Origin of the sequence: Bradyrhizobium sp. (assembly GCF_004799445.1) — a bacterium.
Lineage (GTDB): Bacteria > Pseudomonadota > Alphaproteobacteria > Rhizobiales > Xanthobacteraceae > Bradyrhizobium.
This window is the reverse complement of sequence record NZ_SSNA01000202.1, coordinates 156,881-181,803: the sequence shown is the minus strand read 5'-3', so window position 1 is coordinate 181,803 and position 24,923 is coordinate 156,881. Positions and strand designations below refer to the sequence as shown.

Genomic DNA, 24,923 nt, shown 5'->3' with positions numbered 1-24,923 from the left:
CTAAAGCGTTTTCAAGCGAAGTGGAGACCGGTTCGCGTCAAGAAAACGCGTCAAATCAAGAATCTAGAGCCCCGTTTCGATTCAATCGAAACGGAAAAGGCTCTAGACGGCTGGACTTGCAATCACGGCTTCAGGTCACGCGGGTTCGCCAAAACCCCACCACCCGCTCCGCCGTCGAGGGCATCAGGTGCATGAAGTTCGATCGAACCTTCTCGATATCCGTTGGCGATGGCACCCGCACCGGACCCAGCCGGAGCAGGATCAGGGCGCGCACGGTTGCCCATTCGAGCCCGAGAGCCTTGCCGACGATCAGGAGGGGATCGTGACGGTCGCCCGAGATCAGGCGGTCGAGGGTCGCGATATTCACGCCCGACATCGCCGATAAAGCGGCCACCGATTCCTCGTAGTGGTGGCTCCTGGCAAAGCCGAGCAGCGCGGATTCGTTCAGTCCCCCGGAGCGATGCAGCGCCATGATCGCGCGTTGCGCCGGCGCAAAATCCCGGCGGCTCTCGACCGGCCCGGCGCCGCCGGAAATCTGGCTCATCGCGCGGCCGATCGCCGCCTGCCTGCCGGGCTTGACCACGTCGAACAGGCGGCGGCGGACGACATCGATCGATCCCGCCAAAAGCTCCTTCAGAAGCTGGTCCGACAGATCGTCGCGCTGGCCGACCGCGAGCGTCAGCACGCCGTCCTTGCCGGCGCGCTGGATCAGCGCGGAATAGCCGGCCTGGGAGAAAAGCGCCCCCGCATTCGCCGCCGTGCGCCTGACGACATCGCGATCGCCACGGCGCAGGATGACGTCGGTAAGGTCAGGTGCAAGCTTCGGCCGTTCCGACATCGCCAGCAGATGAGCCTGGCCCTTGCTGCGCGCGATTTCGATCAAGGCGCCCTCATCGATGACAGGCGATCGGCGCAGCAGGGGACCCGCGATCGATATCTCGTCCTCGCGCGCGAGTTGCCCGACCAATGCGCGGGGCGCGTTGGCAAGAACGGACAATCGCTCGGCCAGATCGGCACGGGCGGGAATCTCGGTGTGCGGAACGAGATCGATGAGGAGGCGGTCGAACAGATCGACGTGATCGGATCCGAAGTTCGCGGCCCCCTGCAGGAACAGCCCGGCGATCCCGCCCGCCACCTCGGCGAGGCGCTTGGGATCGCCCTGTCTGACGATCTCATCGAGCCCGGGGATCAACGACGTAGCGACGGACATGAAACACACTCAGAGCCGGCGCGGGGGCGGGTTTTTCCGGCAATTTAGGTTAACCAGGTGAAGGAAGGGTTAGGTTCAAGACTAGCCCTCGAAAGCCGCGCAAAATCGCGACGGCGGCGGCTCACGGGCCTTGCCGGATCGGGGGAAAACCGCTATATCAGCCGCAACTTATGGTTCTCATACGATCGCGTATTGAGAGTGGGCCCCCCGGGACCCGCTCTTTTTTATTACCTGAACCGGCCCGCCGCATGGGACACCGGGCCGGCTCGGGCAGACCGGCCGGACCGGCTTTTAGGCCCGGCGCAACCCAACGCAAGCCAGACCTCCGAGCAAGACCGCTCGAAGCAAGACCGCCCAAAGGCAAATTTTGACGCTGGACATGACCGATCCGACTGCTGGTTCCGTAGACGCCGATCTGCTTGCCGAGCCGCGCCTCGTCGTCGAGCCGGGCGCGGCGGCGCGGGTGTCGGCGGTTGCCGCTCCGGTGTTGCAGGGAATGGGTTACCGGCTGGTACGGATCAAGATATCCGGCGAGTCCGGCTGCACGGTCCAGATCATGGCGGAACGGCCGGACGGATCGATGCAGATCGAGGATTGTGAGGCGATCTCGAAGGCGCTGTCGCCGGTGCTCGATGTCGCCGATCCGATCGACCGCGCCTATCGGCTGGAGATTTCCTCGCCCGGGATCGACCGGCCGCTGGTGCGCCGCTCCGATTTTGAACGCTATGCCGGCCATCTGGTGAAGATCGAGATGGCGGTCGCCCATCAGGGCCGCAAGCGGTTCCGCGGCACGCTCGGAGACGTCGCGGGCGACGCCGTGTGCTTACATCGCGATGACATACGCACGGGCGAAGATGCCGATGCGATGCTGGTGATGGAGGATATCGCGGACGCCAGACTGGTTCTGACCGACGAGCTGATCGCGGAATCGATGCGTCGCGGCAAGGCCGCCGAGCGCGAGTTGCGCCAGAATCTCGGGCTGGAACCGCCACCCCCGCCGCATGCGAAAAAAAGCGACCCGGCGAAGAGCAACAAACCGAAGCCGAAATTGAAGCCAACCAAGAACGCCCCGAAGAATACCAAGGAACACCGCCTCGCCGCAGAACGACTGCGAAGAGGCGAAACCGACCCCACCGAAGGAGACTAGAGCCATGGCAGCTGTCAGCGCCAATAAACTTGAACTGCTGCAGATCGCGGACGCGGTTGCGCGCGAAAAATCGATCGACCGTGGCATCGTGATCGCGGCGATGGAAGACGCCATCGCCAAGGCGGCGCGGGCCCGCTACGGCAGCGAGACCGACGTCCACGCCGAGATTGACGCCAAGAAGGGCGAACTGCGGCTGTCGCGCCACATGCTGGTGGTCGACCAGGTCGAGAATTCAGCCAACCAGATTTCACTGATCGACGCCCAACGCGCCAATCCCGGCGCGCAGGTCGGCGACACCATCGCCGACACGCTGCCGCCGCTGGAATATGGCCGCATCGCCGCGCAGTCGGCCAAGCAGGTGATCGTGCAGAAGGTGCGCGAGGCCGAGCGCGACCGTCAATATCAGGAGTTCAAGGACCGCATCGGCGACATCGTCAACGGCATCGTCAAGCGCGTCGAATATGGCAGCGTCATCGTCGATCTGGGCCGCGGCGAAGCCATCGTACGCCGCGACGAAATGCTGCCGCGCGAAGTGTTCCGCAACGGCGACCGCGTTCGCGCCTATATTTTCGACGTGCGCCGCGAAACGCGCGGCCCCCAGATCTTCCTTTCCCGCACCCATCCGCAATTCATGGCGAAACTGTTCGCGCAGGAAGTGCCGGAAATCTATGACGGCATCGTCGAGATCAAGGCGGTGGCCCGCGACCCCGGGTCGCGCGCGAAAATCGGCGTTATCTCGAGGGATTCGTCGGTCGATCCGGTCGGCGCCTGCGTCGGCATGCGCGGATCGCGGGTGCAGGCCGTGGTCAACGAATTGCAGGGCGAAAAGATCGACATCATTCCGTGGTCACCCGATATTGCGACCTTTGTCGTCAATGCGCTGGCCCCCGCCGAAGTCGCCAAGGTCGTGATCGACGAGGAACGCGAGCGGATCGAGGTCGTGGTGCCCGACACCAATAACCAGCTGTCGCTGGCGATCGGCCGGCGCGGGCAGAACGTCCGCCTCGCCTCGCAGCTGACCGGCTGGGACATCGACATCCTGACCGAACAGGAGGAATCCGAACGGCGCCAGGCCGATTTCGAGAACTCCACGCGGGTGTTCATGGAAGCGCTCAATGTCGACGAGGTGGTCGGCCAGTTGCTGGCGTCGGAGGGCTTCACGTCGGTGGAGGAGCTGGCGCTGGTCGACGTCAGGGAATTGGCCGGCATCGAAGGCTTTGACGACGAAACGGCCAACGAGTTGCAGAATCGCGCCAAGGAATATCTGGAACAGCTCGAAAGCGAGCTCGAAAACAAGCGTAAGGAGCTCGGTGTGGACGATGCATTGAAGACGGTGCCCGGCGTGACCTCGAAAATGCTGGTCAAATTCGGCGAGAACGACATCAAGACGGTCGAGGATCTGGCCGGTTGCGCCACCGACGACCTGATCGGCTGGACCGAGCGCAAGGAAGGCGGCGAGCCGACCAAGCACCCCGGCATCCTCGACGCCAACGAAATCTCGCGCGACGACGCCGAGAACATGATCATGCAGGCGCGCGTCATCGCCGGCTGGATCACGCAAGCCGATCTTGTCAAGAAGACCGAGGAGCCCGAGGCCGCCGAAGGCCAGCCGGCTTAACGCGCGTGTTGCGCAAATGCCCGCCCCCGGACCCGATCCGGGGGTGGATACTGGCCTTGCGCGGCCGTAACGCGCAAATGAATGGAGCGATGTCGCCTGAATGCTTGCTTTCGCTGACCCCGATCTCGACAACGGACCGCGGACCGACAGGTCCACGACGATGCGGATGTGCGCGGTCACGCGCGAGGTGCGGCCGATCGGCGACCTGATCCGGTTTGTGGTCGCGCCGTCCGGCGAGGTGGTGGCGGATCTGAAACGCAAGCTGCCGGGTCGGGGCCTGTGGGTTTCAGCCTCGCACCATGCGGTTGCGGAAGCCGTCCGGCGACACCAATTTGGCAAGGGGTTCAAGCGCGAGGTGCGGGTGGCGCCAACGCTCGCCGCCGACACCGAAGCCCTGCTGGTACGTTTCGTGACCGAGGCCCTCGCGATGGCCGCCAAGGCGGGTCAGGTTGTATCCGGCTTCGGCAAGGTCGCGGACGCCCTGGAACGGCGGCAGGTGCAGGCCCCGATCAGAGCCCTGATCCATGCTTCCGACGGCGCGGCGGACGGAATCCGCAAATTGGACGCCATGGTCAGGCAAAATGCCGGAAATGGCGTAGAATTCCCCGAAATTCCGGTAATCGCGCCGCTGACCTCGGAACAATTGGATTTGGCACTTGGCCGGTCAAATGTGATACATGCAGCCCTGCTCGCGGGCCCGGCGAGCAAGACGTTCCTGTCGCGCAGCCATGTCCTGGTCCGATACCGGATGGCGGATGACGACAGAACCGCCGGCCATGCGGCCAGGAATTCGCCAATACAGACTGTGCGGACACGCACGACTTAAAGAAGATTAGGATTGCTGAATGGTTGATACGAAAACTCCTGGCGACAAGACGCTCAGTGTCCCGACCAAGACCTTGACGCTCAAGCCGCGCGTCGAGACGGGCACCGTTCGCCAGAGCTTCAGCCACGGCCGGACCAAGCAGGTCGTGGTCGAAAAGCGCGGCAAGCGTCGGGTCGGCGGCGACGCCCCCGCGGCCGAAACCCATGCGCCGGAGCCTGCGGTCGCCAAGGCGGCAGCGCCGGCCAAGGCGCCGATCGCCCGTGCCGCGCCGCCTGCGGCTCCGCCGCGCAGCAATTCCGGCGTCGTGCTCCGCACCCTGACCGAGGACGAACGCAGTGCGCGCGCCAGTGCGCTTGCCGACGCGAAGGTCCGCGATGTCGAAGAACGGCGCCTGGCCGAAGCAGAAGCCAAGCGGCGCAACAGCAAGGAAGGCATCGAGCAGGCCGAGCGCGAAGCCGCCGAGGCCCGCCGCAAGGCCGAAGAAGAGCGTCACCGTCAGGACGAGGAAGCCAAGCGCAAGGCCGAACTCGAAGCCAAGAAGCGTTTCGGCGAGGCCGAAGCCAAGGCCGCAACCGCGGCCCGCCCCGCGGTGCCCGTCGCGCGAGCCCCGGGAATCGCCGCCGACATCACCGACGAGGATGAAGGTCCGCGCCAGATCCGTCGTGGCCCGGGCGGCGTTGCCCGTCCCGCAGTCCCCCCGAAAACAACCGCCAAGCCGGCGCCGGCCAAGCAGCGCGGCCGCCTGACGCTGGTCACCGCGCTCAACGCCGACGACGTGCGCGAGCGCTCGATCGCGTCGTTCCGCCGCCGCACCCAACGGCTCAAGGGCCATCAGTCGAACGAGCCGAAGGAAAAGCTGGTTCGCGAGGTCATCATCCCGGAAGCCATCAATATCCAGGAACTCGCCAACCGCATGTCGGAGCGCGCCGTCGACGTCATCAGACTGCTGATGAAGCAGGGCGCGATGTACAAGATCACCGACGTGATCGACGCCGACACCGCGCAGCTGATCGCCGAGGAAATGGGTCACACCGTCAAGCGCGTGGCCGCGTCCGATGTCGAGGAAGGCCTGTTCGACATCGTCGACGATTCCACCGATACCGAGCCGCGTTCACCCGTGGTGACGGTGATGGGCCATGTCGACCACGGCAAGACCTCGCTGCTCGATGCGCTGCGCCACGCCAATGTGGTCTCCGGCGAGGCCGGCGGCATCACCCAGCATATCGGCGCCTATCAGGTGACCTCGCCGGAAAGCGGCAAGAAGATCACCTTCATCGACACGCCGGGCCACGCCGCGTTTACCGCGATGCGCGCGCGCGGCGCCAAGGTGACCGACATCGTGGTGCTGGTGGTGGCGGCCGATGACGGCGTCATGCCGCAGACCGTCGAAGCGATCAATCACGCCAAGGCGGCGAAGGTGCCGATGATCGTCGCCATCAACAAGATCGACAAGCCCGACGCGAAGCCCGAGCGGGTGCGTACCGAGCTGCTGCAGCACGAGGTTCAGGTCGAATCGCTGGGCGGCGACGTCGTCGACGTTGAGGTATCCGCCAAGAACAAGACCAATCTCGACAAACTGCTCGAGATGATCGCGCTGCAGGCCGAATTGCTCGACCTCAAGACCAATCCGTCCCGTCCCGCCGAAGGCACCGTGATCGAAGCCAAGCTTGATCGCGGTCGCGGTCCGGTCGCAACCGTGCTGGTGCAACGTGGCACCTTGCGGGTCGGGGACATTATCGTCGCCGGCGCCGAGATGGGCCGCGTCCGCGCGCTTATCAACGATCAGGGCGTGACCATCGACGAGGCCGGACCTTCGGTGCCGGTCGAGGTTCTTGGCTTCAACGGCCCGCCGGAGGCCGGCGACCGTCTTGCCGTGGTCGACAGCGAGGCCCGCGCCCGCCAGGTGACGAGCTACCGCGCCCATCAGAAGCGCGAGAATGCCGCCGCCAGCATTTCCGGCATGCGCGGCTCGCTCGAACAGATGATGTCGCAGCTCAAGACCTCGGGCCGCAAGGACTTCCCGCTGATCATCAAGGCCGACGTGCAGGGCTCGCTGGAAGCCATTCTCGGCTCGCTCGACAAGCTTGGCACCGACGAAGTCGCCGCGCGCATCCTGCATGCGGGCGTCGGCGGCATCAGCGAATCCGACGTAACGCTGGCGGAAGGCTTCAACGCCGCCATCATCGGGTTCAACGTTCGTGCCCACAAGGAAGCCGCCGCTGCCGCCAAGCGCAACGGCATCGAAATCCGCTACTACAACATCATCTACGATCTGGTGGATGACGTGAAAAAGGCGATGTCCGGTCTGCTCGCGCCGACGCTGCGCGAGACCATGCTGGGCAATGCCCTGATCCTGGAAGTGTTCAACATTTCCAAGGTCGGCAAGGTCGCGGGCTGCCGCGTCACCGACGGGTCGGTGGAACGCGGCGCCAATGTCCGCCTGATTCGCGACAATGTGGTCGTGCATGAAGGCAAGCTGTCGACGCTGAAACGCTTCAAGGATGAAGTGAAGGAAGTGCAGTCCGGCCAGGAGTGCGGCATGGCGTTCGAGAATTACGGCGACATGCGGGCCGGCGACATCATCGAGTGTTATCGCGTGGAGACGATCCAGCGCTCGCTGTAAGTTCGAACCTTACAAAGCGCGCTGATTTTGCAATTGAAACTGCGGCGTCATGGCCGGATTCGTTCCGGCCATCCGCGTCCTGGCTAATTCAAACGACAAAAACGTCGGTGCCCGCGAGCCGCGCGGGCATGACGACGTTGAGAGACGACAATGCCCGGTCATCACAAAAAAAGTTCCGCCCCCGGCGGCTCGCAGCGCCAGTTGCGGGTCGGCGAAATCGTGCGCCATGCGATCGCAGAAATCCTTTCGCACGGCAGCGTGCACGACCCGGAACTCGAGGGCCACATCGTCACCGTGCCCGAGGTGCGGATGTCGCCGGACCTGAAGCTTGCGACCGTCTATGTGATGCCGCTCGGCGGTCGCGATACCGACAAGGTGATCGCGGCGCTGGAGCGCAACAAGAAGTTCCTCCGCGGCGAGGTGGCGCGGCGCGTTAACCTAAAATTTGCGCCTGATGTCCGCTTCCGGGCAGACGACCGATTCGACGAAGCGGAACGAATAGAGAAATTACTGCGAACACCTGCGGTGCAAAGAGACCTCGCGCCGGATTCGCCAGATTCGGAAGAGTGACCTGATGATCGTGACCAGCGCAAACACCGTGATCGAGCCGGGAATCGATGATTCGGCCGAGCTTGAAAAAAATATTTCTTCGGGCGCGGATCGCGTTGAAAATCACGCGCGCGCCGGCAAGCAGCCGCGGCAGAACAATCAGCCGCGACGCGACAAGCGCGACGTCCACGGCTGGGTGGTCCTCGACAAGCCGATCGGCATGACCTCCACCCACGCGGTCGCAGTCGTGAAGCGGCTGTTTCAGGCCAAGCGCGCCGGCCACGCCGGCACGCTCGATCCGCTCGCCTCCGGCGGACTGCCGATCGCGCTGGGAGAGGCCACCAAGACGGTTCCATTCGTGATGGACGGCCGTAAGCGCTATCGCTTCACGGTCGCCTGGGGCGAGGAACGCGATACCGACGATACGGAGGGCCGGGTCGTCCGGACCAGCGAGAGCAGGCCCTCTGCCGAGGCGATCTGCGCCCTGCTGCCGCGCTTCACCGGCCTGATCGAGCAGACCCCGCCGCAATATTCCGCCATCAAGGTCCAGGGCGAGCGGGCCTATGACTTGGCGCGGGACGGCGAGGTTGTCGAACTGAAGCCGCGGCCGGTCGAGATTCACCAATTAACCTTGGTAGAACAGTTAGATAACAGCCATTCCGTGTTCGAGGCCGAGTGCGGCAAGGGAACCTATGTGCGGGCTTTGGCCCGCGATCTCGGCCGGATTCTCGGCTGTTTTGGCCATATCTGCGCGCTGCGGCGGACCCTGGTCGGGCCGTTCGGCGAGGCCGACATGATTCCGCTGGAACAGTTGCAGGCTTTGTGCGATAGAGCCGCGTCTGGCGAGGGCAGCCTCGCCGACGCGCTCATGCCCGTTGAGACCGCGCTGGACGACATCCCGGCACTGGCCGTCACACGGGCTGATGCGGCGAGGCTCCATCGGGGCCAAGCCGTTTTGTTGCGCGGACGGGATGCGCCCAATTGTAGCGGCACAGTCTATGTCACGGTGGCAGGCCGGCTTCTGGCCCTCGCCGAAATTGGCAATGGCGAACTCATCCCCAAGCGCGTGTTCAACCTGAACGGACTGACTGCCAGTCCGGCTCGCAACAACGAAAGTGTTTGACGATGTCGATTACCGCCGAACGCAAAGCGGAAGTTATCAAGACTAATGCCAACAAGGCCGGCGACACCGGCTCGCCCGAGGTCCAGGTCGCGATCCTGTCGGAACGCATCAACAACCTGACCGGGCATTTCAAATCCCACGTGAAGGACAACCATTCACGCCGCGGGCTTTTGAAAATGGTCGCAACGCGCCGTTCGCTTCTCGATTACATCAAGAGGAAAGACGAGGCGCGTTACCAGGCGCTGCTCGAAAAGCACAACATTCGGCGTTGAGTTCCCAGGCTTCACGCGCGCGTGTCGCGCGCGTTGTTGCGCGTGGTTTCGGAAGGCGGCGTTGCGCTCTTCCACCAGGGCCATGCGTATATCGTGTGCGAGCCATCAGCGGCTCGCATCAGGGCACGACCTTCGAAACGGTTTTTCGAAAAAAATTCGTGCCCCACAGAAGTTCGTCCAGCAGCACTCCGGCGACTGGACGATGACGGGCAAGGTGCCCGTCGCGCGGGTTGAAGGCGAGCCGCCTTTGCCCCGTACCAAATCGGAAGGATGAATACCATCCGGCACATCAAGACCATGGCAGGATCGCCGGACGCTGATCTCGAATTGCGATCAGCGTCCCGCAATCTTGCGCATGGTTTTTGTGTGCCGGACTTTCATGCCTTGCGTGAACCCATGAAAGAAAACCGCAATGTTCAATATTCATTCAGTCGAGATCGACTGGGGTGGACGTCCCCTCAGGCTTGAAACCGGAAAGATCGCCCGTCAGGCCGACGGCGCCGTCCTGGCGACCTATGGCGAGACCGTCGTGCTCGCCACCGTCGTCGCCGCCAAAACCCCCCGCGAGGGCGTCGACTTCCTGCCGCTGACCGTCGACTACATCGAAAAAACCTATGCTGCGGGGCGCATTCCCGGTGGCTATTTCAAGCGCGAAGGCCGGCCCACCGAGAAGGAGACCCTGGTCTCCCGCCTGATCGATCGGCCGGTCCGCCCGCTGTTCGTCGATGGCTGGCGCAACGAGACCCAGATCGTCGTCACCGTGCTGTCGCATGACATGGAGAACGATCCCGACGTGCTAGCCGTCGTGGCCGCCTCGGCGGCGCTGACCATCTCCGGCGCGCCCTTCAAGGGCCCGATCGGCGCGGCGCGCGTCGGCTTCATCAACGACGAATATGTGCTCAACCCGACGCTCGACGAAATGGTCGAAACCCAGCTCGATCTCGTCGTCGCCGGCACCGCCGACGCCGTGCTGATGGTGGAGTCGGAAGCCAAGGAACTCAACGAAGACATCATGCTCGGCGCCGTGATGTTCGGACACCGGCACTTCCAGCCGGTCGTCAACGCGATCATCGAGCTCGCCGAGAAAGCCGCGAAAGAGCCGCGCGAGGTCCATGTCGTCGACGAAAGCGCCCTGGAAAAGGAAATGCTCGGGCTGATCGAGGCCGATCTGCGCGCCGCCTACGCCATTCCGGTCAAGCAGGACCGCTACGCCGCGGTCGGCAAGACCAAGGAAAAGGTGATGGCGCACTATTTCCCGGAAGGCCAGGAGCCGAAATACGACAAGCTGCGCATCGCCGGCGTGTTCAAGGAGCTGGAAGCCAAGATCGTTCGCTGGAACATTCTCGACACCGGCAAGCGCATCGACGGCCGCGATTCCAAGACCGTCCGCAACATCATCGCCGAAGTCGGCGTACTGCCCCGCGCCCATGGCTCGGCGCTGTTCACCCGCGGCGAAACCCAGGCGATGGTGGTGACCACGCTCGGCACCGGCGAAGACGAGCAGTACATCGACTCCCTGTCGGGCACCTACAAGGAGCAGTTCCTGCTGCACTACAACTTCCCTCCCTATTCGGTCGGCGAAACCGGACGCATGGGCGGCACCAAGCGGCGTGAAATCGGCCACGGCAAGCTGGCCTGGCGCGCGATCCACCCCATATTGCCGCCGCACCACGAATTCCCCTACACGGTGCGCGTGGTTTCCGAGATCACCGAGTCCAACGGATCGTCTTCGATGGCCTCGGTCTGCGGCGCGTCGCTCTCGCTGATGGATGCGGGCGTTCCGTTGAAGCGGCCGACTGCCGGCATCGCCATGGGCCTTATTCTGGAAGGCTCGCGCTTTGCCGTGCTGTCGGACATTCTCGGCGACGAGGATCATCTCGGCGACATGGACTTCAAGGTGGCGGGTACTGAAGCGGGCATCACCTCGCTGCAGATGGACATCAAGATCTCCGGCATTACCGAGGAGATCATGAAGGTCGCGCTCGGCCAGGCCAAGGACGGCCGCATCCACATCCTCGGCGAGATGTCGAAGGCGCTCACCGCTGCGCGCGCCGAGCTCGGCGAATACGCGCCGCGCATCGAGACCTTCAAAATCCCGACCGACAAGATCCGTGAAGTGATCGGCACCGGCGGCAAGGTGATCCGCGAAATCGTCGAGAAGACCGGAGCCAAAGTCAACATCGACGACGACGGCACCGTGAAGGTCGCCTCCGCCGACGGCGAATCGATCAAGGCCGCGATCAAATGGATCAAGTCGATCGCGTCGGATCCTGAACTCAACGCGATCTATGACGGCACCGTGGTCAAGGTGATGGAGTTCGGCGCCTTCGTGAACTTCTTCGGCGCCAAGGACGGCCTCGTCCACATCAGCCAGCTCGCGTCGAACCGCGTGCAGAAGACCTCCGACGTCGTCAAGGAAGGCGACAAGGTCAAGGTCAAGCTGCTCGGCTTCGACGATCGCGGCAAGACGCGCCTGTCGATGAAGGCGGTCGACCAGGTGACCGGTGAGGACCTCGAGGCCAAGCAGAAGACCGAAGCCCCGCCGCGCGAAGCCGCCGGCGAGTAATCGCTTCGAAAATTCCGGTTGCGAAAGGGCGGCTGAAAAGCCGCCCTTTTTGTTTGGGGATGTGAGTGGTGCTCGCACCTATCTCGGTCGGTCCTCTCTGCCGCTAGCGGGAGAGGGAGCAGAACATCAACCCCGCTTGCCGTTCGGCGCGTCCTGCGCGCGAGGCACATCCATACTTTGCTTCACCACGTCCCCCAGTGCGCCAAAATCCGCCTGGCGCGGCGAGGTGCGGCGGAAGGCGAGGCCGATGCTGCGGCCGGGCTGCGGATTTTCCAGCCGCAGGAATTTTACCCGCTCGTCGCGACGCTCGACGTCGGCGGCGATCTGCGGAATCAGCGTCACGCCATAGCCGCCCGCGACCATCTGCATCACGGTGGTCAGGCTGGAGGCGCCGAACGCGGTGCCGCCGGCGCTCGTGCCGCGGCCGCGCGCGGTGCTAGCGCAAAGCGCCAGCGCCTGATCGCGCAGGCAGTGGCCGTCTTCGAGCAGGATCAGGCGGCTTTGATCGATGTCGCCGACGGCCACCCGCCTGGTCGCGCTGCGCGGATCGTTAGCGGGTACCGCGAGCAAAAACAGGTCGTCGAACAATTGCACCGTATCGATGTCGGGCTCGCCCAGCGGCAGGGCCAGCAACGCGGCATCGAGCGCGCCGCTCTTGATCTCCTCGACCAGCTGCCGGGTCTGGGTTTCCCGCAACTCCAGCCGCAGCTCCGGAAACCTGGTTTGCAGCGTGGGGAGAATCCGCGGCAGCAGATAGGGCGCCAGCGAGGGAATCACCCCGAGCATTAACCGCCCCGTCAGCGGGCCGCTGCGATGGCGGGCGAAATCCACCAGGTCCCGCGAAGCCGTCAGCACCTCTTCGCCACGGCGGGCGATTTCGCGCCCGACATCGGTCAGCATCACGTCGCCCGGACGCCGTTCCACCACGGCAACGCCGAGCGTCCGCTCGAGATCCCGGATCTGCATCGACAGAGCCGGCTGGGTCACGGCGCAAGCCTCGGCGGCGCGGCCGAAATGGCCGTGTTTGGCGAGCGCGGAAAGATAACGAAGCTGTCGAAGCGTGATCATCGCCATCAGATAAACTGATCGGGAGTTCAAGACAATTCGACTGGACCTTATGTTAGATATCTTCCAAGGTGAGGGTCCGGCGAATTTGGCGAGAGAGGCACCCACCCCGCGGATCCGGGCCAAACCCCGACGATTGCGCGCTTCTCCACAGCGGCCGGCGAACCCGATGCAGCCAATGCGGAGCGCGACGTGCGCGGCTTCGCCCCTGCAATTCCACACTGAGGGAGGTAACTGGGGTCTCTTCGGCCACAACTCCTGGAAGCCGTCATCATTCCATACGGAACAACTCGAAGAAAACTACAGAAGCGCGATGGAGAAAAAACATGGACGCAAAGACTGACGACAGCTCCGGCAAGTGCCCGTTCACCGGCGGCACCCGCAGACACAGGAACAGCGACTGGTGGCCAGAGCATCTCGATATCGGCGTGCTCCATACCAAGGCGCCCGCCGCCGATCCGATGGGTGAAGCGTTCGACTATGCCAAGGAATTCGAGAGCCTCGATATCGACGCCGTGATCAAGGACCTGCGTGCCTTGATGACCGACTCGCAACAGTGGTGGCCGGCCGACTTCGGTCACTATGGCGGATTGTTCATCCGCTTGGCGTGGCACAGCGCCGGTACCTACCGCATCAGCGACGGTCGCGGCGGCGCCGGCGCCGGTCAGCAGCGCTTCGCGCCGCTCAACAGCTGGCCGGATAACGCGAACCTCGACAAGGCGCGCCGCCTGCTGTGGCCGATCAAGCAGAAATATGGCCGCAAGATTTCCTGGGCCGACCTCATGGTTCTCACCGGCAACGTCGCCCTCGAATCGATGGGCTTCAAGACGTTCGGCTTTGCCGGCGGCCGCGCCGATGTGTGGGAGCCTGAAGAGTTGTATTGGGGTCCCGAGAGCACGTGGCTGGGCGACGAACGCTACAGCGGCGAACGTCAGCTGGCGGAGCCGCTCGGCGCGGTGCAGATGGGCCTGATCTACGTCAATCCGGAAGGCCCGAACGGCAAGCCGGATCCGGTTGCCTCAGCAAAAGACATCCGCGAAACGTTCTTCCGCATGGCGATGAACGACGAAGAGACCGTGGCGCTGATCGCCGGCGGCCACACTTTCGGCAAGACCCACGGTGCCGGCGATCCATCGCTGATCGGCGCCGAGCCGGAAGGCGCGGCGATCGAGGATCAAGGCCTCGGCTGGAAGAGCACGTATGGCACCGGCTTGGGCGCCGACGCCATCACCGGTGGCCCGGAAGTGACCTGGTCGCAGACACCGACGAAATGGAGCAACCATTTCTTCGACAACCTGTTCAAGTACGAATGGGAGCTGACCAAGAGCCCGGCCGGCGCGCAGCAGTGGAAAGCGAAAGGCGCCGAGGCCACCGTCCCCGACGCATACGACAAGTCGAAGAAGCATGTTCCGACCATGCTGACCACGGACCTCGCGCTGCGCTTCGACCCGGCCTACGAGAAGATCTCGCGCCGCTTCTACGAGCATCCGGACCAGTTCGCGGACGCTTTTGCCCGCGCCTGGTTCAAGCTCACGCACCGCGACATGGGGCCGATCGTGCGCTATCGCGGCAAGCTCGTGCCGAAGGAAACGCTGATCTGGCAGGACCCGATCCCCGCCGTGGATCATCCGCTGATCGGGGAGACGGACATTGCGGCCCTGAAGGCTAAAATCCTCGCCTCCGGCCTGTCGGTTTCCCAGCTGGTCTCGACCGCCTGGGCGTCGGCCTCGACGTTCCGCGGCTCCGACAAGCGCGGCGGTGCCAACGGCGCGCGCATTCGCCTCGCGCCCCAGAAGGATTGGGACGCGAACAATCCGCCCGAACTGGCGAAGGTCCTGCAGAAGCTCGAAGCGATCCGGAAGGAGTTCGGCAAGAAAGTGTCGCTCGCCGACCTGATCGTGCTCGGCGGCGGCGCCGCCATCGAGAAGGCAGCGAAGGATGCCGGTCTGAGCGTGACGGTCCCGTTCGCGCCTGGCCGCATGGACGCATCACAGGAGCAGACCGACGTCGCCTCCTTCGCGCCGCTGGAGCCCCGCGCCGACGGCTTCCGCAACTATGTCAGCGGCAAGCGACAGTTCACGATGCCGGAGGAGGCTCTGGTGGATCGGGCGCAACTGCTGACGCTGACGGCACCCGAGATGACGGTGCTGGTCGGCGGCCTGCGCGTGCTCGGCGCCAATGCCGGCAACTCGAAGCACGGCGTCTTCACCAAGAAGCCGGAAACGCTGACCAACGACTTCTTCGTCAACCTCCTCGACATGAGCACGGAGTGGCAGCCGGCCGGCTCCGACGGCGCGTACGAAGGCCGCGACCGCAAGACCAAGGCGGTGAAGGGGACCGGCACCCGCGTCGACCTGATCTTCGGGTCGCATTCCCAGCTCCGCGCCATCGCGGAAGTCTATGGCAGCGCGGACGCCAAGGAGAAGTTTGCGAAGGACTTCGTCAAGGCGTGGACCAAGGTCATGAATGCGGATCGCTTCGATCTGGTCTGATCGCAGCAAGAAGGCCTTCGACCGCTCCTAGCGCAGCGGCGGAGTGAATTTCCGCTTTGGGTTGAAGTGGATGAAGCCCTCGCGATAATGTCGCGAGGGCTTTTTCTTTGTCCCGAGGGTTCCTCTTCATGCCGCCGCCCGCGATCCGTACCGCCCGAACAGACGAATATGACGAGATCGCCCGCGTCTGGATGAACAGCTGGGCTTCCACCGGGCTGGAGGATGCCAGCAACTTCCTGCTCGCCAAATTGCGCGCCCGCGTGCCGCTCGAGATGGAGAGGGGATGGACCCTCTACGTCGCCGATGACCGCGGCACGATCGCAGCGATGCTGGCGCTGCATCTGCCCAGGATGTATCTCGATCAGTTGTTCGTCGCCCCGGAATATCAGGGCCAAAACCTCGGGCGGAAGCTGCTCGCCTTCACCCGCGAGCTGCTGCCACGCGAAATCCACCTGCGCTGCGTGCGTGAAAATGAAAAGGCCTGGCGTTGGTACGAGCGCGAGGGTTTTGTCTTTGAACAGCAACAGGTCGAGCCGATGACCGGCTTTGTCATGAAATATTATCGGTGGAAGAAGGGGACGATGCCATGATGAAACTCTATTGGTCGCCGCGCTCGCGGTCGTTTTCCGCGCTTTGGCTGATGGAAGAGGCCGGGCAGCCGTATGAGCGCGTGCTGACCGACATCTCCAAGGGGGCGCAGAAGACGCCGGAATATCTCGCCATCAATCCAATGGGCAAGGTGCCGGCGCTAACGGACGGCGAGGCGGTCCTCGCCGAGTCCGCGGCGATCTGTGCCTATGTCGCCGAACGCTATCCGCAGGCGAAGCTGGCACCGCCGCTCGGCGATCCCTTGCGCGCGAAATATCTTTACTGGTTGTTCTTCGGACCCGGCTGCGTCGAGCCCGCGATGGTGCAGCTTGCCACCAAGATCGAAATGAATCCGGTGGCCGCGGGCTGGGGCGATGCCCAGCGCGTGTTCGACGTGCTCGACGCCGCGTTGACGAAAGGACCGTGGCTGCTCGGCGAAACGTTTTCCGCAGCCGACATCGTCATTGGCTCCGGGCTGAATTTCGCGGTCCGGCTTTTCAAGATGGTGCCGGCGCGCCCTTCATTCGACCGCTACATTGACGCTTGCGCGGCGCGGCCGGCATTCCAGCGCGCCACGGCGCTCGCGGCCGGCTAGATTTCTTTGTTTGAGCATGATCTTTTCGGAAAACCGGTTCCCACTTTTCCGGATCATGCTCTAGCCTCACTCCGCCATATCCTTCAGATTTTCCGGCCGCGGCATCGAAATGACATTGTAGCCGGAATCGACGAAATGGGTCTCGCCGGTGACGCCGCCCGACAGGTCGGACAGCAGGTACAGCGCCGAGCCGCCGAGTTCATCGAGCGTCACGCCCCGACCGAGCGGCGAGTGCTTCTGCTGGAAGGCGAACATCGCGCGCGCGTCGCCAATGCCGGAACCAGCGAGGGTGCGCACCGGACCGGCCGAAATCGCATTGACGCGAATGCCGCGCGGGCCGAAGTCGGCGGCGAGATAGCGCACCGAGGCTTCCAGCGCGGCCTTGGCAACGCCCATCACGTTGTAATTCGGCATGACCCGGGTCGAGCCGCCAAAGGTCAGCGTGATCATCGCGCCGCCGGACGCCGGCATCATTTCGGCTGCACGCTTCGCCAGTTCGGTGAACGAAAAGCAGGAGATCAACATGGTCCGCGAAAAATTCTCGCGGCTGGTGTCGGCGTAACGCCCCTTCAGCTCGCTCTTGTCGGAAAACGCGATGGCGTGGACCAGGAAATCGAGCTGCCCCCATTTGGCGCGCAGCGCCGCGAACACCGAATCGACGCTGGCGAGGTCCTCGACATCGCAGGGCAGCACCAGGGGAACGCCGAGCTGTTCGGCCAGCGGCCTGACCCGCTTGCCCAGCGCCTCGCCCTGATAGGTGAAGGCAAGCTCGGCGCCTTGCGCGGCGAGCGTTTTGGCAATGCCCCAGGCAATCGAGTGATCATTGGCGACGCCCATGATCAAACCGCGCTTGCCCTTCATCAGGTCGTTCATCGCTCCTCCACTGCACTCATCTTCCTGACGTCATCGCCCGGCTTGACCGGGCGATCCAGTAATACGAAGCGTTTGGGTAATTTACGAGAGCCGCGGCGTACTGGATGCCCCGCTTTCGCGGGGCATGACAAACCCTACGCATCCATCCGCTTGAACACCAGCGTGGCGTTGGTGCCGCCGAAGCCGAAGGAATTCGAAAGCACGGTTCCCAGTCTTGCGTTGTCGATGCGTTTGCGCACGATCGGCATGTCGGCGAAGATCGGATCGAGTTCACTGATATTGGCGCTTTCGCAGATGAAGCCGTTCTGCATCATCAGCAGCGAATAGATCGCCTCCTGCACGCCGGTGGCGCCGAGCGAATGGCCGGTCAGCGCCTTGGTCGCGGAAATCGGCGGGCACTTGTCACCGGTGCCGAACACCTTGCGGATCGCCTCGATTTCCGGCGGATCGCCGGCCGGGGTCGAGGTCGCGTGCGGATTGATGTAGTCGATCTTGGTATTCACCGTCGACATTGCCATTTTCATGCAGCGCTCGGCGCCCTCGCCCGAGGGGGCCACCATGTCATAGCCGTCGGAGGTGGCGCCGTAGCCGACGATTTCGCCGTAAATCTTCGCGCCGCGCGCCTTGGCATGCTCCAGCTCTTCCAGCACCACCACGCCGGCGCCGCCGGCAATGACAAATCCGTCGCGGCTGATGTCGTAGGGGCGGGAAGCGGTCGCGGGCGTATCGTTGTATTTCGACGACATCGCGCCCATGGCGTCGAACAGCACCGACAGCGTCCAGTCGAGTTCCTCGCAGCCGCCGGCGAAGATGATGTCCTGCTTGCCGATCTGGATGGTCTCGTAGGCGTTGCCGATGCAGTGATTCGAGGTGGCGCAGGCCGAGGAGATCGAATAGTTCACGCCCTTGATCTTGAACCAGGTGGCGAGCGTCGCCGAGGCCGTGGACGACATCGCCTTCGGCACCGCGAACGGCCCGACCCGCTTCGGCCCCTTGGTGCGGGTGATATCGGCGGCTTCCACGATGGTGCGCGCCGACGGTCCGCCGGAGCCCATGATGATGCCGGTGCGGATATTGGAAACTTCGGTTGGCTCGAGGCCGGAATCCTGGATCGCCTGCTCCATCGCGACATGATTCCAAGCCGCGCCTTCCCCGAGGAAGCGCATCGCGCGCCGATCGATGACGCCCGCCGGATCGAGGGTTGGCGCGCCCTGCACCTGGGAGCGGAAGCCGAGCTCGGCATATTTATCCGCGCGCGTGATTCCGGACTTCGCCTCGTGAAGGCTCGCCAGCACTTCCTGGGTGTTGTTTCCGATGGACGAGACGATGCCCATCCCCGTGATGACAACCCGCCTCATGATCGCCTCGCCCTGTCGTTGTATTCTTTTGTGATGCCCGTGATCAAACCGAAAGCCGCCACGCCGGCGGGAGCACGTATCTCATGTTCCCGGCTGCAATGCGGCACCCTGCTTGAACAGCCCGACCTTCAAATCCTTCGCGCGATAGATAATCTCGCCGTCCATGGAAAGCCAGCCGTCAGCGATGCCCAGTACCAGCTTTGATCGCATCACCCGCTTGATGTCGACATTGTACACAACCTTGCGGACGTTCGGCAGCACCTGCCCGGCCAGCTTCAACTCGCCAAGTCCAAGGGCCCGGCCGCGGCCTTCGCCCCCGGTCCAGCCCAGATAGAAGCCGACCATCTGCCACATCGCGTCGAGGCCGAGACAGCCGGGCATGACCGGGTCGTTCTTGAAATGGCAGCCGAAAAACCAGAGGTCCGGCTTCACGTCGAGCTCGGCCCGGACCACGCCTTTGCCGTATTCACCGCCGGTTTCGGAAATCTCGCTGATGCGGTCGAACATCAGCATCGGAGGCAGCGGCAATTGTGCGTTGCCAGGGCCGAACATCTCGCCGCGGCCGCAGGCCAGCAAATCCTCATATTCGTATCCGCCGCGCCGATCCAGCATGGTGCCAGCCTTTTCAAAATCCTGATGAAGCATTTTGCGAAACGGACCCGTTTTGGCCAGGAAGCGCGTCAATTATCGCAGATTGGGCGCTGATACCGCAGGTCAGGACCCCCTGCGGCAACTGACGCTCGCTTTTGCCAAACGCGCGTCAGACCAAGTCCGCGCGCTCTCTATCATAGGCTCTGCGGGCGGCAAAGCACCACGCCGGGGCAATTAGCCGCTTCCCCTTGCGGGGGCGCTTAACCCTGGGGGCACTCCAGTTGCGAAAAACTTGCATCTGAGAAGATTCCTTCTTATATTCCGATACCATAGTACTCAGATAGCGTGTGGTGCCGGACGTGGAATCGAGCGACAGCAGGCCATTTTTGAATGACGAAGCCGCCGGTTCGGGGCCCCGCGTTGCGGGACGCCAGCCGGCCCTGACCGGCTGTCCGTGGCACGACGTCAACGAGATGCTGCAGGCCGCGGGCCTGCGCCCGACCCGTCAGCGCATGGCGCTCGGCTGGCTTCTGTTCGGGAAGGGCGCCCGCCACCTCACCGCGGAAATGCTCTATGAGGAGGCGACGCTGGCGAAGGTCCCGGTGTCGCTCGCGACCGTATACAACACGCTCAACCAGCTCACGGATGCGGGCTTGCTGCGTCAGGTCAGCGTCGACGGCACCAAAACCTATTTCGACACCAACGTGACGGCGCATCACCACTTCTATCTCGAAAACAACCACGAACTGGTCGACATCCCGGACCCGCATCTGGTGTTGCAGAAGATGCCCGAGGTGCCCGAAGGCTATGAGATCGCCCGGGTCGACATGGTCGTGCGGCTGCGCAAGAAGCGCTGAGCTTTTCCACCACCTCCCAAAATAAGCCGTCATGCCCGCGCTGGTCGCGGGCATCCACGTGTTAGTTTCTGGGCGCCGAAGACGTAGATGGCCGGACATAGGCGAGCGGAAGCGAGGCCATCCTTCGGACGGCTATGCCCGGCCATAACGAAGTATGGAACATTCGTTGGGAAGAAGAACGACGAAAGTCAGTCCACCTTCTCGTCTGCGTAGACGCCCCACAGCCGCTGCTGTTCGATCCAGCCATCGAAACCGTTGCCCGAGACGCGGCACCAGCCGGCCGAGCAATGCTTGACCTGGGCCACGACGCCGGCCTGCAGGCGGGCGGCGACCGCGCTGGCAGGATCGGCGCGATCGTAGAGCGGCGCGAAATCGTCCTTGCTCTTCATGCTGATCACGGCGGTGCGCCGGCCCGACAGCAGCGAGTGATAGACCCACCCCTCCGCGCCTTCGGAATCGCGAACCCGGCGCCAGTTCTCGAACTCGGCGGTGATCTCAACCGGCAGGCCCGAGCGGGTGTAAACCCAGGCCACGTCGTTGTCCTTGGTCGGGCCGGCCCTGACGTTCACGTGATCGGATTTGAGACTGACGTAGCGCGGCACCGGCAGACCGCTGGTGGTGAGCGCCGAATCCTTTGCCGACAATGCCGTGCTGGCCGACGCGCCCAGCAAGCAACCTGCGAGCACCGCCACCGAACAAAAACGCCCCAACCCCATCAACTCGTCCCCTGCCGAGATACCAGCTCAAATCCTTCGAGCTGAAGCACGTGCAACCACCGGCCCCTGAAACCCCTGTACCCCCGCCCGATTGCCCTCGGCTTGTGAAACCCGGTTCCTCCCGGGGGTTCTTGTCTTGGCCCGGCCTTCTGCTAGAGAGGACGGAACACCAAGCCCCAAGACGAGCCCGAAAGTCCCCGCAGGAAATCCGACGGAGATATCGGGGGAACCCAAGAGAGCCCAGAGCAAACGCCCGGATCACGCGGCAGCGGCAGTGTCGAACAACCGGGTTAATGAGGTCTGAACAACCTCATGAGAGCAGGACATGTCCGTCAAGAAAAAGCCCCTCGTTGTCGTGACGCGCAAGCTGCCGGACTCGATCGAGACCCGGATGCGCGAATTGTTCGACGCGCGGCTCAATCTCGACGATACGCCGTTGACGCCCGAGCAAATCGCGGATGCCGTCCGCTCGGCCGACGTCCTGGTGCCGACCGTCACCGACGAGATCACCGAAGAGCTTCTCAAGCAGCCCGACTGTCGGCTGAAACTGATCGCCAATTTCGGCAATGGCGTCGACAATATCGATGTCATGTCAGCGCATGCGCGCGGCATCACCGTGACCAATACGCCGAAGGTTTTGACCGAAGATACCGCCGATATGACCATGGCGCTGATCCTCGCGGTGCCGCGCCGGCTGATCGAAGGCGCCTCGATCCTCACCGAGGGCAAGCACTGGCCGGGCTGGTCGCCGACCTGGATGCTCGGCCACCGCATCGGGGGAAAGCGGCTCGGCATCATCGGCATGGGCCGCATCGGCCAGGCGGTGGCGCGCCGCGCGCGCGCCTTCGGCCTGCAGATCCACTACCACAATCGCCGCCCGGTGGCGCCGCGCATCGCCGAGGAACTGGGTGCGACCTATTGGGAAAGCCTCGACCAGATGCTGGCGCGGATGGACATCATCTCGGTGAACTGTCCGCACACGCCGGCAACGTTCCATCTGTTGTCGGCGCGGCGGCTCAAGCTGATCCGCAAGGATGCCTATATCGTCAACACCGCGCGCGGCGAGGTGATCGACGAGGAGACCCTGACCAAGCTGATCGAAACCGGCGAGATCGCCGGCGCCGGCCTCGACGTGTTCGAGCATGAGCCGGCGGTCAGCCCGAAACTGGTCCGGCTGGCGAAGGCCGGCAAGGTGACGCTGCTGCCGCATATGGGCTCGGCCACCATCGAGGGCCGCGTCGAAATGGGCGAGAAGGTGATCATCAACATCCGGGCCTTCCTCGACAATCACAAGCCGCCGGACCGCGTATTGCCGAGCATGTTGTAAATGCCGTCATTCCGGGATGGTGCGCTAGCACCAGGCCCGGAATGACGCTTTCAGCGATGCCCGCTCAGATCGGTGATGACAAGCGCGTCGCCGTTGAGCGGATTCAAGGGATCGCGCTGATAGCGCAGGGTCTCGAACCGCATCGCGCGGGCGTCCACCATCAACAGCCGGCCGACCAGGCCTTCGCCAAATCCGACGATTTCGCGGATCGCCTCCAGCGCCATCATCGATCCCAGCACGCCGGCGAGTGCGCCCATCACGCCCGCCTCCGCGCAGGCCGGCACCGTTCCGGGTGGCGGCGGTTCGGGAAACAGGCACCGGTAGGTCGGGTTATACTCTCCGTCGGCGTTTTTCTCATGCGCGCGGATCGTGGTCAGCGAGCCGTCGAACATGCCCAGCGCGGCCGTGATCAGCGTTTTGCCGGCGAGAAAACACGCATCCGAAACCAGATAGCGGGTTTCGAAATTGTCGGAACCATCGAGCACCAGGTCGTAACTGCCGATCAGTTCCATCGCATTGTGGGCGTCGAGCCGCGTGGCATGGGCCGCAAACCTGACGTGCGGGTTCAGCGCGTAGATTTGCGTGGCGGCGCTGTCGACCTTGCGACGGCCGATATCCGGCGTGGCGTGAATGATCTGGCGCTGCAGATTGGACAGTGAAACGATATCGTCATCGACCACGCCGAGCGTGCCGACCCCGGCGGCGGCGAGATACATCAGCGCCGGCGCACCGAGGCCGCCCGCGCCGATCACCAGCACGGACGCTTCCTTCAATGCCGCCTGGCCCGGACCGCCGACCTCACGCAGCACGATATGGCGGGCGTAACGCTCGAGTTCGTCCGGACTCAGCATCTTGAAATCATGTCCCTGAATCCGGACACCGGATTGCCTGGCCGCTTCGCGTCCTTGCGCAAGCGCTTCGCGTTTGTCGCAGGCAATGACGGCTGTTTTGCCACCATTTGCTGAACCCTCCGCCTGTTGGTGCCGACCAACCAGATGTGCTTAATTGCGCTGGCGTCAATGGACCCGAGATTTGTCATGAGATCGATGCTGACGGCAACATTGATATTCGTGGCCACGGGCGCCACCGCCCAGGCCCAGCTGACGCCGCCGTCCACCGCGGGCACCAAGCCAAAGCAGGTCGCAACCGTCCCGATCCGCCCCGCGCTGCAAACTCCCGCCGACACCGCTAGCGCGATGGCGCAGGCCGAACGGCTGGCAATCCAGTCGGATCTCGCCTGGGTTGGCCAGTACAATGGCGCCATATCCGGCGAAGTCAGCGAGCGTATGGTGGAGGCGATCAAGGAATTTCAGAAAGCGGGGGGCGGCAAAGCGACCGGCGTGCTCAATCCGAAGGAGCGCAGCGTCCTGGCCGAGACCGCAAAGCGGCGCCAGGACAATGCCGGCTGGAAGATCGTGACCGACGCCGGTACCGGGGCGCGGCTTGGCATTCCCACCCGGCTGGTGCCGCAGCAAACCTCCGACGCCAACGGCGCGAAATGGAGTTCACCTACCGGCACGATCCAGATTCAACTCTCGCGGCGCAAGGAAGCCAGCCCGGCCGCGGCGAAGCTCGCCGAGCGGGAAAAGAAAGAACCGGCCGGGCGCACCGTCGATTACACCGTGGTGAAGCCGGATTTCTTCGTGCTGTCGGGGTTGCAGGGCCTGAAGAAGTTCTATGTGCGCGGCACCTTCAAGGGCGATGAAGTCCGCATCCTCACCATTCTCTACGATCAGGCCACTGAAAATACCGTTGAGCCGGTGGTGATCGCGATGTCGAGTGCGTTCAACCCGTTCCCGGCGAACGCCGGCCCGCCGCCGCGCAAGACCGTCGAATACGGCACCGGCGTGATCGTCAGCGACGACGGCGCGATCGTCGCCGACCGCCAGATCACCGACGGCTGCCTCGCGATCGCGATTGCGGGTTTCGGCAACGCCGATCGCGTCGCCGAGGACAAGGACCACGATCTGGCGCTGCTGCGTATTTATGGCGCGCGCGGATTGAAGCCGCTCGGCGTGAGCGAGGATACGGCCAGAACCAGTGTCGAACTGACCGGCATTTCCGATCCGCAAAACCAGGGCGGCGGTGCTGCCGTGAGCAGCGTCAAGGCGTCGGTCGCGCCAATCGGCGGCGGCGGCGACCTCGCGCTGTCACCGCCGCCGGCGCTCGGCTTTTCCGGTGCCGCGGCACTCGACGGCGACGGCAAGTTTGCCGGCGTGGCGCTGCTGAAGCCGGTCATTGTCGCAGGGCCGGCGGCTGCAACGCCCGCGGCGCAAGCCGTGCTGGTGCCGGCGGATTCGGTGCGCGAATTCCTGAAAGCCAATGGCGTCAATGCGGCCGGCGGATCGTCGGATGCGAGGGCATCCGTGGTTCGCGTGATCTGCGTGAGGAAGTGATCGAGACGCCGGCCACGTCCCGTATTCACCCGGAATAGCCATGCGCGCCACAACTTGTCACCGTGATGTGTTGCTGATTCGGATCGCCGCGATCCCCTGAGACCTGTGGATCGGGCCGGCACGTCCTGAGC

General features: G+C 63.8%; 21 protein-coding genes and 1 pseudogene. 15 read left to right on the top strand and 7 right to left on the bottom strand.

Annotated elements, in window-relative coordinates; genetic code table 11:
* Positions 1-130: 130 nt before the first annotated feature.
* On the bottom strand, positions 131-1,210 hold the full coding sequence (locus E8A46_RS26715; RefSeq protein ID WP_291567583.1) for a DUF2336 domain-containing protein: 1,080 nt from the start codon (positions 1,208-1,210) through the stop codon (positions 131-133).
* A 379-nt stretch (positions 1,211-1,589) separates the two neighbouring features.
* On the opposite strand from E8A46_RS26715, the gene rimP reads away from it, so the two are divergent.
* The 8 genes from rimP to pnp all read left to right on the top strand — a co-directional run bounded on the left by rimP (position 1,590) and on the right by pnp (position 11,934).
* Entirely contained in the window at positions 1,590-2,357 is a 768-nt protein-coding gene (gene rimP, locus E8A46_RS26710; RefSeq protein WP_291567581.1) for a ribosome maturation factor RimP, read from the top strand.
* Between the two features lie 4 nt (positions 2,358-2,361).
* Positions 2,362-3,975, top strand: coding sequence for a transcription termination factor NusA (gene nusA / locus E8A46_RS26705; protein WP_291567579.1), 1,614 nt, complete (start codon positions 2,362-2,364; stop codon positions 3,973-3,975).
* A 100-nt stretch (positions 3,976-4,075) separates the two neighbouring features.
* Entirely contained in the window at positions 4,076-4,801 is a 726-nt protein-coding gene (locus E8A46_RS26700; RefSeq protein WP_291567577.1) for an RNA-binding protein, read from the top strand.
* A gap of 19 nt (positions 4,802-4,820) precedes the next feature.
* Positions 4,821-7,424: a translation initiation factor IF-2 gene (gene infB, locus E8A46_RS26695; RefSeq protein WP_291567576.1), complete on the top strand. Its 2,604-nt coding sequence runs from the start codon at positions 4,821-4,823 to the stop codon at positions 7,422-7,424.
* 150 nt (positions 7,425-7,574) lie between these two features.
* On the top strand, positions 7,575-7,994 hold the full coding sequence (rbfA, locus tag E8A46_RS26690; RefSeq protein ID WP_291567574.1) for a 30S ribosome-binding factor RbfA: 420 nt from the start codon (positions 7,575-7,577) through the stop codon (positions 7,992-7,994).
* A gap of 4 nt (positions 7,995-7,998) precedes the next feature.
* Entirely contained in the window at positions 7,999-9,096 is a 1,098-nt protein-coding gene (truB, locus tag E8A46_RS26685) for a tRNA pseudouridine(55) synthase TruB (protein ID WP_291567571.1), read from the top strand.
* Positions 9,097-9,098: 2 nt separating this feature from the next.
* Positions 9,099-9,368 (top strand): 30S ribosomal protein S15, encoded by a 270-nt coding sequence (gene rpsO / locus E8A46_RS26680; RefSeq protein ID WP_291567569.1) that lies wholly within the window; start codon positions 9,099-9,101, stop codon positions 9,366-9,368.
* A 412-nt stretch (positions 9,369-9,780) separates the two neighbouring features.
* Positions 9,781-11,934: a polyribonucleotide nucleotidyltransferase gene (gene pnp / locus E8A46_RS26675; RefSeq protein WP_291567567.1), complete on the top strand. Its 2,154-nt coding sequence runs from the start codon at positions 9,781-9,783 to the stop codon at positions 11,932-11,934.
* 126 nt (positions 11,935-12,060) lie between these two features.
* Here pnp and E8A46_RS26670 read toward each other — a convergent pair whose 3' ends face one another.
* Entirely contained in the window at positions 12,061-13,002 is a 942-nt protein-coding gene (locus tag E8A46_RS26670; protein WP_291567565.1) for a LysR substrate-binding domain-containing protein, read from the bottom strand.
* A 114-nt stretch (positions 13,003-13,116) separates the two neighbouring features.
* On the opposite strand from E8A46_RS26670, the pseudogene E8A46_RS26665 reads away from it, so the two are divergent.
* From E8A46_RS26665 to E8A46_RS26650, 4 genes and pseudogenes are all read left to right on the top strand, one after another.
* Positions 13,117-13,258 (top strand): annotated as a pseudogene (locus tag E8A46_RS26665) (catalase); the annotation flags it as partial.
* 67 nt (positions 13,259-13,325) lie between these two features.
* Positions 13,326-15,491 (top strand): catalase/peroxidase HPI, encoded by a 2,166-nt coding sequence (katG, locus tag E8A46_RS26660; protein ID WP_291567563.1) that lies wholly within the window; start codon positions 13,326-13,328, stop codon positions 15,489-15,491.
* 128 nt (positions 15,492-15,619) lie between these two features.
* The gene (locus tag E8A46_RS26655) at positions 15,620-16,081 is read left to right on the top strand and encodes a GNAT family N-acetyltransferase (RefSeq protein WP_291567561.1); all 462 of its coding nucleotides are present in this window, start codon (positions 15,620-15,622) and stop codon (positions 16,079-16,081) included.
* Entirely contained in the window at positions 16,078-16,674 is a 597-nt protein-coding gene (locus E8A46_RS26650) for a glutathione S-transferase family protein (protein ID WP_291567559.1), read from the top strand. Before E8A46_RS26655 ends, E8A46_RS26650 begins: the two co-directional genes overlap by 4 nt.
* A gap of 66 nt (positions 16,675-16,740) precedes the next feature.
* On the opposite strand, the gene fabI is transcribed toward E8A46_RS26650, so the two are convergent.
* The 3 genes from fabI to fabA form a co-directional block, all read right to left on the bottom strand.
* Positions 16,741-17,547: an enoyl-ACP reductase FabI gene (fabI, locus tag E8A46_RS26645; RefSeq protein ID WP_291567557.1), complete on the bottom strand. Its 807-nt coding sequence runs from the start codon at positions 17,545-17,547 to the stop codon at positions 16,741-16,743.
* Between the two features lie 134 nt (positions 17,548-17,681).
* On the bottom strand, positions 17,682-18,905 hold the full coding sequence (gene fabB / locus E8A46_RS26640; protein WP_291567554.1) for a beta-ketoacyl-ACP synthase I: 1,224 nt from the start codon (positions 18,903-18,905) through the stop codon (positions 17,682-17,684).
* 81 nt (positions 18,906-18,986) lie between these two features.
* Entirely contained in the window at positions 18,987-19,517 is a 531-nt protein-coding gene (gene fabA, locus E8A46_RS26635) for a 3-hydroxyacyl-[acyl-carrier-protein] dehydratase FabA (RefSeq protein ID WP_291567553.1), read from the bottom strand.
* 365 nt (positions 19,518-19,882) lie between these two features.
* Between fabA and irrA the strand changes: the two genes are divergently transcribed.
* Complete coding sequence (gene irrA, locus E8A46_RS26630; RefSeq protein ID WP_291567621.1) at positions 19,883-20,353, top strand: iron response transcriptional regulator IrrA; 471 nt, start codon at positions 19,883-19,885, stop codon at positions 20,351-20,353.
* 188 nt (positions 20,354-20,541) lie between these two features.
* Here the strand turns inward: irrA and E8A46_RS26625 are convergent, their stop codons facing one another.
* The gene (locus tag E8A46_RS26625) at positions 20,542-21,069 is read right to left on the bottom strand and encodes an SH3 domain-containing protein (protein WP_291567551.1); all 528 of its coding nucleotides are present in this window, start codon (positions 21,067-21,069) and stop codon (positions 20,542-20,544) included.
* A 325-nt stretch (positions 21,070-21,394) separates the two neighbouring features.
* Here E8A46_RS26625 and E8A46_RS26620 point away from each other — a divergent pair, with 325 nt between their 5' ends.
* Entirely contained in the window at positions 21,395-22,396 is a 1,002-nt protein-coding gene (locus E8A46_RS26620; RefSeq protein ID WP_291567549.1) for a D-glycerate dehydrogenase, read from the top strand.
* A 50-nt stretch (positions 22,397-22,446) separates the two neighbouring features.
* Here E8A46_RS26620 and moeB read toward each other — a convergent pair whose 3' ends face one another.
* On the bottom strand, positions 22,447-23,247 hold the full coding sequence (moeB, locus tag E8A46_RS26615; RefSeq protein WP_291567548.1) for a molybdopterin-synthase adenylyltransferase MoeB: 801 nt from the start codon (positions 23,245-23,247) through the stop codon (positions 22,447-22,449).
* Between the two features lie 186 nt (positions 23,248-23,433).
* Here moeB and E8A46_RS26610 point away from each other — a divergent pair, with 186 nt between their 5' ends.
* Positions 23,434-24,792, top strand: a complete 1,359-nt coding sequence (locus tag E8A46_RS26610) for a serine protease (protein WP_291567547.1) — start codon at positions 23,434-23,436, stop codon at positions 24,790-24,792.
* The last annotated feature ends 131 nt before the right edge of the window (positions 24,793-24,923 follow it).